This is a genomic window from Cellulomonas bogoriensis 69B4 = DSM 16987 (assembly GCF_000767165.1).
Taxonomy (GTDB): domain Bacteria; phylum Actinomycetota; class Actinomycetes; order Actinomycetales; family Cellulomonadaceae; genus Actinotalea; species Actinotalea bogoriensis.
On the sequence record NZ_AXCZ01000125.1, the window covers coordinates 1 to 8162 of the forward strand.

Below are 8162 nucleotides of genomic sequence, written 5' to 3' on the forward strand. Positions count from 1 at the left end.
CTCGCCGTGCTCGCGGTGCGCCCCGGGCGCCCCGGGCCGTGCGGGGCCCCGCAGACGCACGGCCAGGACCCGACGGGCGGTCACCAGCTGCTCCAGCCATGCCACCACCTGGTCCCGGGCGCCCGGTTCGACGCGTGCCCGCGCCTGGTCCAGGGTCAGGGGCCCGTGCCGGCGCACCACGTCGACCAGACCCTCGAGGTCACGGGCGTGGCGTTCGGGTGCCAGACCCGTGACCTCGGCCTCGGTGACGCGGACGGCGTCCGGGTCCAGCAGGTCGGCCAGGTCGCTGGTGCCCTGCTGGCCGAGCAGCTCGGCCAGCAGGCTCGGGTCCAGGGTCAGGGCCGCCGCCCGCCTCTCGGCGAGGGGCTGGTCCCCGTCGTACAGGAACTGGGCGGTGTAACCGAACAGCAACGACTGCGCGAACGGGGAGGGGGTGGGGGTCAGGACCTCCACGACCCGCACCCGGCGGGTCCGGACGTCCCGCATCAGCGAGACCAGTGCCTCCAGGTCGAAGTCGTCCTGGAGGCACTCACGGGCCGCCTCGAGCAGGATCGGGAAGTCGGGGTAGCGCGAGGCCACCTGCAGGAGCTGGGCGGAGCGCTGACGCTGCTGCCACAACGGGCGACGCCGGTCGGGGCTGCGCCGGGGCAGGAGCAGGGCCCGCGCGGCGGCCTCACGGAACCGGGCGGCGAACAGCGCTGACCCACCGACCTCACGCCGCACGGCCTCCTCGACGTCCTCGGGCTCGATCAGCAGGTCCTCCAGGTCCACACCCGGGCCCGGTCCGTCGTCGACCCAGCGCCCGGCCTGGACGTCCCAGTGACCGGACTGGGTCACGTCGGGCAGCCGCACGACGATCCCGTCGTCGGAGTGCATGGCGGCGGCGTCCACCCCGTACCGGTCCCGCAACCGGGCGGCCACGACCAACGCCCACGGTGCGTGCACCCTCGCCCCGTGGGGGGAGTGGATGACCACCCGCCAGTCACCGATCTCGTCGCGGAACCGTTCGACCAGGATCGTGCGGTCGTCGGGCAGGGCCCCGGTGGCCTCCCGCTGCTCGGCCAGGTAGGCGAGCAGGTTGTCCGCGGCCCAACGGTCCAGCCCCGTCGCGCTCACCTCGGCCGCGGCGTCCTCGGGGGAGGCGGCGGCGACGTGCCGCACCCACCGGCCGATCTCCCGGCCCAGCTCGGCGGGGCGGCCCGGGCTGTCGCCCTTCCAGAAGGGCAACCGACCCGGCAGCCCGGGGGCGGGGGAGACGAGCACCCGGTCGGGGGTGATGTCCTCGATCCGCCAGGTGCTGGACCCCAGGGTGAAGGTGTCACCCACGCGCGACTCGTAGACCATCTCCTCGTCGAGCTCCCCGACACGACGCCCGCCCCGTTCGGCGGGCACCTCGCCCGCGTCCTCGCTCCCGGCCGCCCCCGCCGCCAGGAACACCCCGTACAGGCCACGGTCGGGGATCGTCCCGCCGCTGGTCACCGCGAGCCGCAGGGCCCCGGGCCGGGCCGAGAGGACCCCGGTCATCCGGTCCCAGAGCACACGTGGACGCAGCTCGGCGAACTCCTCGCTCGGGTACCTTCCCGCGAGCATGTCCAGCACGGCCGTGAGGGTCCCCTCACCCAGGTCCGCGAACGGCGCCGCCCGGCGCACCACCGACGCCAGCTCCTCGACCTCCCAGTCCTGCACCGCGACCATCGCGACGACCTGCTGGGCCAGGACGTCCAACGGCGTCCGTGGGACGTGCAGGTGCTCGATCTGCCCCTCGCGCATGCGCCGGGCCACGACCGCCGCCGGCACCAGCTCGCCCCGGAACGTGGGGAGCACCACCCCCCGGGACACCGCCCCCACCTGGTGCCCGGCCCGCCCCACGCGTTGCAGGCCGGACGCGACCGACGGCGGGCTGCCGACCTGGACCACCAGGTCCACGGCCCCCATGTCGATCCCGAGCTCCAGGGACGACGTCGCCACCACGGCGGGCAGCCGCCCGGCCTTGAGCTCGGTCTCGGTGCGGGTGCGCTCGGCCCGGCTCATCGACCCGTGGTGGGCCCGGGCCAGCACCGGCTCACCCTCCCGGGTGCCGACCCCGGCAGCGGTGCCCGACTGGCCGGGCGCGGCCGCCGGCGCCAGGGTCCCGGGGTCGGGGACGTCCTGCCCCTGACGCCCGGCCCACACCTCGTTGACCCGTGCGGTCAGGCGCTCGGCGCCCCGCCGGGAGTTGGTGAACACCAGGGTCGACCTGTGCGCCCCCACCAGGTCCACCACCCGCTCCTCCACGTGCGGCCACACCGACGGGCGCCTCGGCCCGCCCGCGGCCGAGCCGGAGAACCCCTCCGCCGCCGGGTCGTCCCCACCGTCGCGGGCCAGGTCGGTCAGGTCGGGCACCGGCACCACGACCTCGACCTGCACCTCCTTGGTGTGCTCCGGGCGCACCACGGTCGTGCCCCGCCCACCCTCACCGGGGGTCCGGCGCCCGGCGAGGAAGTCGGCGACCGCCTCCGGCGGGCGGACGGTCGCCGACAGGCCCACCCGTTGGGCCGGCCCGGTGCCGTCGGCCTCCAGCAGCGCGTCCAGCCGCTCGAGCGTGAGCGCCAGGTGCGCCCCCCGCTTGGTCCCCGCCAGCGCGTGGATCTCGTCCACGATCACCGTCTGCACCCCGCGCAGGCCGTTGCGCGCGGCGGACGTCAGCACCAGGAACAGGGACTCGGGGGTCGTGATGAGGACGTCCGCGGGCCTGGTCGCGAACGCCCGCCGCTCGGCAGCCGGGGTGTCCGCCGTCCGCACCCCGACCGTGACGTCGGTCACGGTGGTGCCGGACCTCGCAGCCGCGTGGCCGATCCCCACGAGAGGGGACCTGAGGTTCCGCTCGACGTCGGCGGCCAGCGCCTTCAGCGGCGAGACGTACAGGATCCGGCACCGCAGCGCGGGGTCCTGCGGCGGGGGCGAGGTCAGCAGGCCGTCCAGGGCCCACAGGAACGCCGCGAGGGTCTTGCCCGAGCCGGTCGGCGCCACCACCAGCGCGTGGTCACCGGCGTCCACCGCACGCCAGGCACCGACCTGTGCGGGGGTCGGTGCCTCGAACGCCCCGCTGAACCACTCCCTGGTCGGGGCCGAGAACCGGCCGAGCACGTCGGCGGGGGGCGGCGCGGTGGTCACCGGCCCATTGTGGTGCCGGGGTCCGACGTCCGTCGCGGCGTGCGGCCGCTGTGGCAGGGTGCAGGGGTGCGCTACAGCGAGCTGAGGGAGCTGGTCCAGGACGTGTTCGGGCCGTTGGGGACGACCCTGGTGCGCGACCAGGTGCTCGGCGGGCTCGAGGACCGCACGGCCGAGCAGGCGCTCGCGGACGGCGAGGAGCCACGGCGGGTGTGGCGTGCGCTGTGCGACGCGATGGACGTCCCGGAGGCGCGGCGGTGGGGCTCGGTCGAGCGCGGGCGGCGCCCGGGGCAATGACCGTGACGCGCCCGGTCGGTGCCTGTACCGTCGCCGCGTGACGAGCAGCGCGATGATCCGGGCCGAGGGCCTGGTCAAGACCTTCGGCGACTTCACCGCGGTGGACGGCATCGATGTCGAGGTGCGTCCCGGCGAGGCGTTCGGGTTCCTGGGGCCCAACGGGGCGGGCAAGTCCTCGACCATGCGGATGATCGGCTGCGTCTCCCCGCCCTCGGCGGGCACGCTGGAGATCCTCGGCATGGACGCGCGCACCCAGGGCGCCCAGATCCGCGCGCGGCTGGGTGTGGTCCCGCAGAAGGACACCTTGGACGAGGAGCTCACCGTCGAGGAGAACATCTGGGTGTACGGCCGGTACTTCGGCCTGTCCCGGCGGCTGGTCCGGGAGCGCGCCGAGGAGCTCCTGGACTTCGCCCAGCTCACCGGGCGGGCGAAGTCGGTGGTCGAGCCGTTGTCCGGGGGGATGAAGCGCCGGCTGACGATCGCCCGGGCGCTGGTGAACAGCCCGAGCGTGCTGCTCCTGGACGAGCCGACCACGGGCCTGGACCCCCAGGCACGGCACGTCCTGTGGGACCGGTTGTTCCGCCTCAAGCGCGAGGGCGTCACCCTGGTGCTGACCACGCACTACATGGACGAGGCCGAGCAGCTGTGCGACCGCCTCGTGGTGATGGACCAGGGGCGGGTGGTGGCCGAGGGCTCGCCGCGGTCCCTGATCGAGCAGCACTCCACCCGTGAGGTGCTCGAGCTGAGGTTCGACGTGGCCGACCACCAGCCCGTGGCCGAGAAGGTCCACGGCGTGGCCGAGCGGGTCGAGGTCCTGCCCGACAGGTTGCTGCTGTACACCGCGGACGGGGAGTCGGCGCAGGCAGAGGTCACGCGCCGGGGCCTGGACCCGTTGTCGGCCCTGGTGCGGCGCTCGACGCTGGAGGACGTGTTCCTGCACCTGACCGGCCGGACGTTGGTCGACTGATGGCCGCGCAGGTGACGGCCCCGGTGGGGGCCCGGGACGGACGTACCGCCAAGGTCCCCGTCCTCGGTCCGTGGTCCTCGGTCACGGGGCACTGGCTGGTGAAGTACCGCCGCATGTGGGCCGGCACGGCCGTCTCGAGCTTCCTCGCCCCGCTGATGTACCTGGCCGGCATGGGCCTGGGTCTGGGTGCGCTGCTGGACCAGGGGGTGGGTGGCGTGCCGTACGTGACGTTCATCGCACCCGGCCTGCTCGCTGCCACCGCGCTGCAGACGGGGGCCGGTGAGACGACCTTCTCGGTCATGGGGTCGATCAAGTGGAACCCGATCTACCAGGGCATGCTCGCGACGCCGCTCGGCCCGCGGGACGTGGTGACCGGTCACCTGGTCTTCGTGGCGATCCGGGTCCTCGTCGTGTCCGTGGTCTTCTTCGCGGTCGCCGCCGCCCTGGGTGCGGTCCCCTCGTGGTGGGGGGTGCTCGCCGTCCCGGTCGCTGCACTGGGCGGGGTCGCGTTCGCGGCGTGCTGCTACGCCTACTCCGCGACCTTGTCCTCCGACAAGGGCCTGGTCCTGGTGATGAGGTTCGTCGTGATGCCCATGATGCTGTTCTCGGGCACGTTCTTCCCGGTGGAGCAGCTGCCCGGGTACCTGCAACCGGTCGCGTGGGCCACACCGTTGTGGCACGCGGTCGAGGCCTCGCGGGCCCTGACCCTCGGTGTGGCGACCACCCCGGTGGTGGCCGGGCACGTGGCGTACCTGCTCCTGTGGCTGGTGGTGGGGTGGTGGCTCTCGGGCCGGGTCCTGCGTCGACGGATGGTGGTCTGAGTGGCGACGGTGACGGACGGGCGCGTGGGCGCGGGCCGGGCCGGGATGCTCGTCGAGCGCAACTACCGGTCCTCGCGCCGCACGTGGCCGGTGATCGTCTCGGGGTTCTTCGAGCCGGTGTTCTTCCTGTTCGCGATGGGGGTGGGGATCGGGACGCTGGTCGGTGACGTCGAGCTCGCCGACGGCACCGCGGTGCCTTACGTGGTGTTCGTGGCCCCGGCGCTGCTGGCGGCCTCGGCGATGAACGGCGCGGTGTTCGACTCCACGATCAACGTGTTCTTCAAGCTGAAGTACGCCCGCCTGTACGACTCGGTGCTGGCCACACCCCTGGGGCCGCGTGACGTGGCGGTGGCCGAGATCGGCTGGGCGCTGCTGCGCGGTGTCGTGTACTCGACGGCGTTCCTCCTGGTGGCGGCGCTCGCGGGTGCGGTGACCTCGCCCTGGGCGCTGCTGGCGGTGCCGGCGGCGACCCTGATCGGGTGGGCGTTCGCCTCCTTGGGGATGGCAGCGACCACCTACATGCGCACCTGGGCGGACTTCGACTACGTGAACCTGGCGATCCTGCCGATGTTCCTGTTCTCCGCGACGTTCTTCCCGTTGCAGACCTACCCACCGGCCTTGCAGGGCGTGGTGCAGGCGACCCCGCTGTACCACGGGGTGGCGATGGTCCGGGAGCTCATGCTGGGGCGCGTGGGTCCGGGCCTGCTGGTGCACGTGGCGGTGCTCGCCGCGCTGGGCGTGCTGGGGACGTGGTGGACGGCCCGCCGGATCGAGGGGCTGCTGCTGCGGTGACGCGCGCGGCGTGTCGGGGGCGGAGCAGCGCGATCGAACAGGTGTTCGGGTAGGCTCGTCGCGAAGGTGCTCGGTACGTGCCGCGTGCCGGTCGTCGTCCACACGGGCGGGGTCCGTCGCGGCGCGTGTCGGTGGTCGGCCGTAGCGTCGCCCCGGATCGACAGAACGACCAGACAGGACGAGTGCGCGCACCGTCCGTGGACCCCCGAGGTGAGACATGCCTGCTCCTGCAGACCGTACGAAGGCCCTCGAGGCCGCGCTCGGCCAGATCGACCGGCAGTTCGGCAAGGGCTCGATCATGCGCCTGGGCGACGAGGGTCGCGCCCCGGTGGAGGTGATCCCGACGGGCTCGATCGCCCTGGACATCGCCCTGGGTATCGGCGGTCTGCCGCGCGGTCGCGTGGTCGAGATCTACGGCCCGGAGTCCAGCGGAAAGACGACCGTGGCCCTGCACGCGGTCGCCAACGCCCAGCGTGCGGGCGGGATCGCGGCGTTCATCGACGCCGAGCACGCCCTGGACCCGGAGTACGCGAAGAAGCTCGGTGTCGACACCGACGCCCTGCTGGTGTCCCAGCCGGACACCGGCGAGCAGGCGCTGGAGATCATGGACATGCTGATCCGCTCCGGCGCGATCGACATCATCGTGATCGACTCGGTCGCGGCGCTGGTGCCCAAGGCCGAGATCGAGGGGGAGATGGGCGACAGCCACGTCGGCCTCCAGGCCCGTCTCATGTCCCAGGCCCTGCGCAAGATCACCGGCGCGTTGAGCTCGTCCGGGACCACAGCCATCTTCATCAACCAGCTCCGCGAGAAGATCGGTGTCTTCTTCGGGTCGCCCGAGACGACGACCGGCGGCAAGGCGCTGAAGTTCTACGCCTCGGTCCGGATGGACATCCGCCGGATCGAGACCCTGAAGGAGGGCACGGAGCCGGTCGGCAACCGCGCCCGTGTCAAGGTCGTGAAGAACAAGGTCGCGCCGCCGTTCAAGCAGGCCGAGTTCGACATCCTGTACGGGATCGGCATCTCCCGTGAGGGCGGGCTGATCGACCTGGGGGTCGAGCACGGCTTCATCCGCAAGTCCGGCGCCTGGTACACCTACGAGGGCGACCAGCTCGGGCAGGGCAAGGAGAACGCGCGCGGGTTCCTGCGCGACAACCCCGACCTGGCGGACGAGATCGAGAAGAAGATCAAGGAGAAGCTCGGCATCGGGGCGAAGGTCGACCAGCCCGCCGACCCGGCCGGGGGAGTCGACTTCTGACACGGGACGCGGCGCGCGGCCGGTCCTCCGCCGACCAGGGACCGGTCGACGGCCCCGAGGCGGAGGCGGTCGCCCGGGCCGTCGTGCTCCGGCTGCTCGCCGCTGCCCCGCGCAGCAGGCAGCAGCTGGCCGAGGCCCTGGCACGACGTGACGTACCGCAGGCGACGGCGGACGCGGTGCTCGACCGGTTCACCGAGGTCGGCCTCATCGACGACGGTGAGTACGCCCGGATGCTCGTGCGGAGCAAGCACGAGTCCCGAGGTCTGGCCCGCCGTGGGCTCGCGGCGGAGCTGCGTCGCCGTGGGGTGGGTGAGCACGACGCGCAGACGGCCCTTGACGAGCTCGACCCGGAGGACGAGGCGGCAACCGCGCGACGGCTGCTCGACAAGCGGTGGGAGTCGCTCCGTGGCGTGGCGCCGGAGGTCCGCGCCCGGCGCGTCATGGGAACCCTCGGTCGCAAGGGCTACCCCCCAGGTCTGGTGGCCCGGCTGGTGCGCGAGCGGATGGACGCCGACGGGCACGAACCGTGGGATTCTGGGGTCGCCGACGTGGAGTGACCGGCTCCGCGCGTCGCACGTCACAGGAGGACGCCCGTGGGCGAGATCGCCATCATCCTCATGCTGCTCCTCGCGAGCCTGGTGGCACTGGTCCTGGTGCTGCTGGCCCGCCGCGAGGCGTCCGCGACGCGGGCGCGCGCGGAGCTGGACGTGGTCGCGATCAAGGAGGAGGCCAAGGCCCTCCAGGCGGAGGCGTCGCGACGCCAGGAGCGGGTCGCGGCCCGTGAGGCCGAGGTCGAGGCCGACCGGCACGAGATCCGCGGCCTGGAGGAGACCGCGATCCGGCGGCTCGCCGCCGCGGAGGCCGAACGGGAGGAGGC

General features: G+C 73.3%; 7 protein-coding genes and 1 pseudogene. 7 read left to right on the forward strand and 1 reads right to left on the reverse strand.

All coding sequences use genetic code 11. The features are described from left to right. Nucleotides 1-3153: DEAD/DEAH box helicase (locus N869_RS10800; RefSeq protein ID WP_156968502.1), on the reverse strand; the 3153-nt coding region annotated here is incomplete at its 3' end. A gap of 66 nt (nucleotides 3154-3219) precedes the next feature. On the opposite strand from N869_RS10800, the gene N869_RS17395 reads away from it, so the two are divergent. From N869_RS17395 to N869_RS10835, 7 genes and pseudogenes are all read left to right on the forward strand, one after another. Beyond that, nucleotides 3220-3447: a DUF3046 domain-containing protein gene (locus N869_RS17395; RefSeq protein ID WP_035061448.1), complete on the forward strand. Its 228-nt coding sequence runs from the start codon at nucleotides 3220-3222 to the stop codon at nucleotides 3445-3447. Nucleotides 3448-3499: 52 nt separating this feature from the next. Beyond that, the gene (locus N869_RS10810; protein ID WP_035061439.1) at nucleotides 3500-4414 is read left to right on the forward strand and encodes an ABC transporter ATP-binding protein; all 915 of its coding nucleotides are present in this window, start codon (nucleotides 3500-3502) and stop codon (nucleotides 4412-4414) included. Then, the gene (locus N869_RS10815) at nucleotides 4414-5235 is read left to right on the forward strand and encodes an ABC transporter permease (protein WP_052105426.1); all 822 of its coding nucleotides are present in this window, start codon (nucleotides 4414-4416) and stop codon (nucleotides 5233-5235) included. The genes N869_RS10810 and N869_RS10815 overlap by 1 nt, the downstream gene beginning before the upstream one ends. Further along, the gene (locus tag N869_RS10820; protein ID WP_232229703.1) at nucleotides 5236-6027 is read left to right on the forward strand and encodes an ABC transporter permease; all 792 of its coding nucleotides are present in this window, start codon (nucleotides 5236-5238) and stop codon (nucleotides 6025-6027) included. Nucleotides 6028-6244: 217 nt separating this feature from the next. After that, entirely contained in the window at nucleotides 6245-7285 is a 1041-nt protein-coding gene (recA, locus tag N869_RS10825) for a recombinase RecA (protein WP_035061441.1), read from the forward strand. A gap of 83 nt (nucleotides 7286-7368) precedes the next feature. Further along, nucleotides 7369-7842 carry a regulatory protein RecX gene (locus tag N869_RS10830; protein ID WP_232229704.1) on the forward strand — a complete coding sequence of 158 codons (474 nt, stop codon included), beginning with the start codon at nucleotides 7369-7371 and terminating at the stop codon, nucleotides 7840-7842. A gap of 36 nt (nucleotides 7843-7878) precedes the next feature. Next, nucleotides 7879-8162, forward strand: a pseudogene (locus tag N869_RS10835) (ribonuclease Y); the annotation flags it as partial.

Coding starts and splice junctions, on each gene's coding strand:
- N869_RS10810 (WP_035061439.1), top strand. CDS start 3,500: ATGATCCGGGCCGAGGGCCTGGTCAAGACCTTCGGCGACTTCACCGCG.
- recA (WP_035061441.1), top strand. CDS start 6,245: ATGCCTGCTCCTGCAGACCGTACGAAGGCCCTCGAGGCCGCGCTCGGC.
- N869_RS10815 (WP_052105426.1), top strand. CDS start 4,414: ATGGCCGCGCAGGTGACGGCCCCGGTGGGGGCCCGGGACGGACGTACC.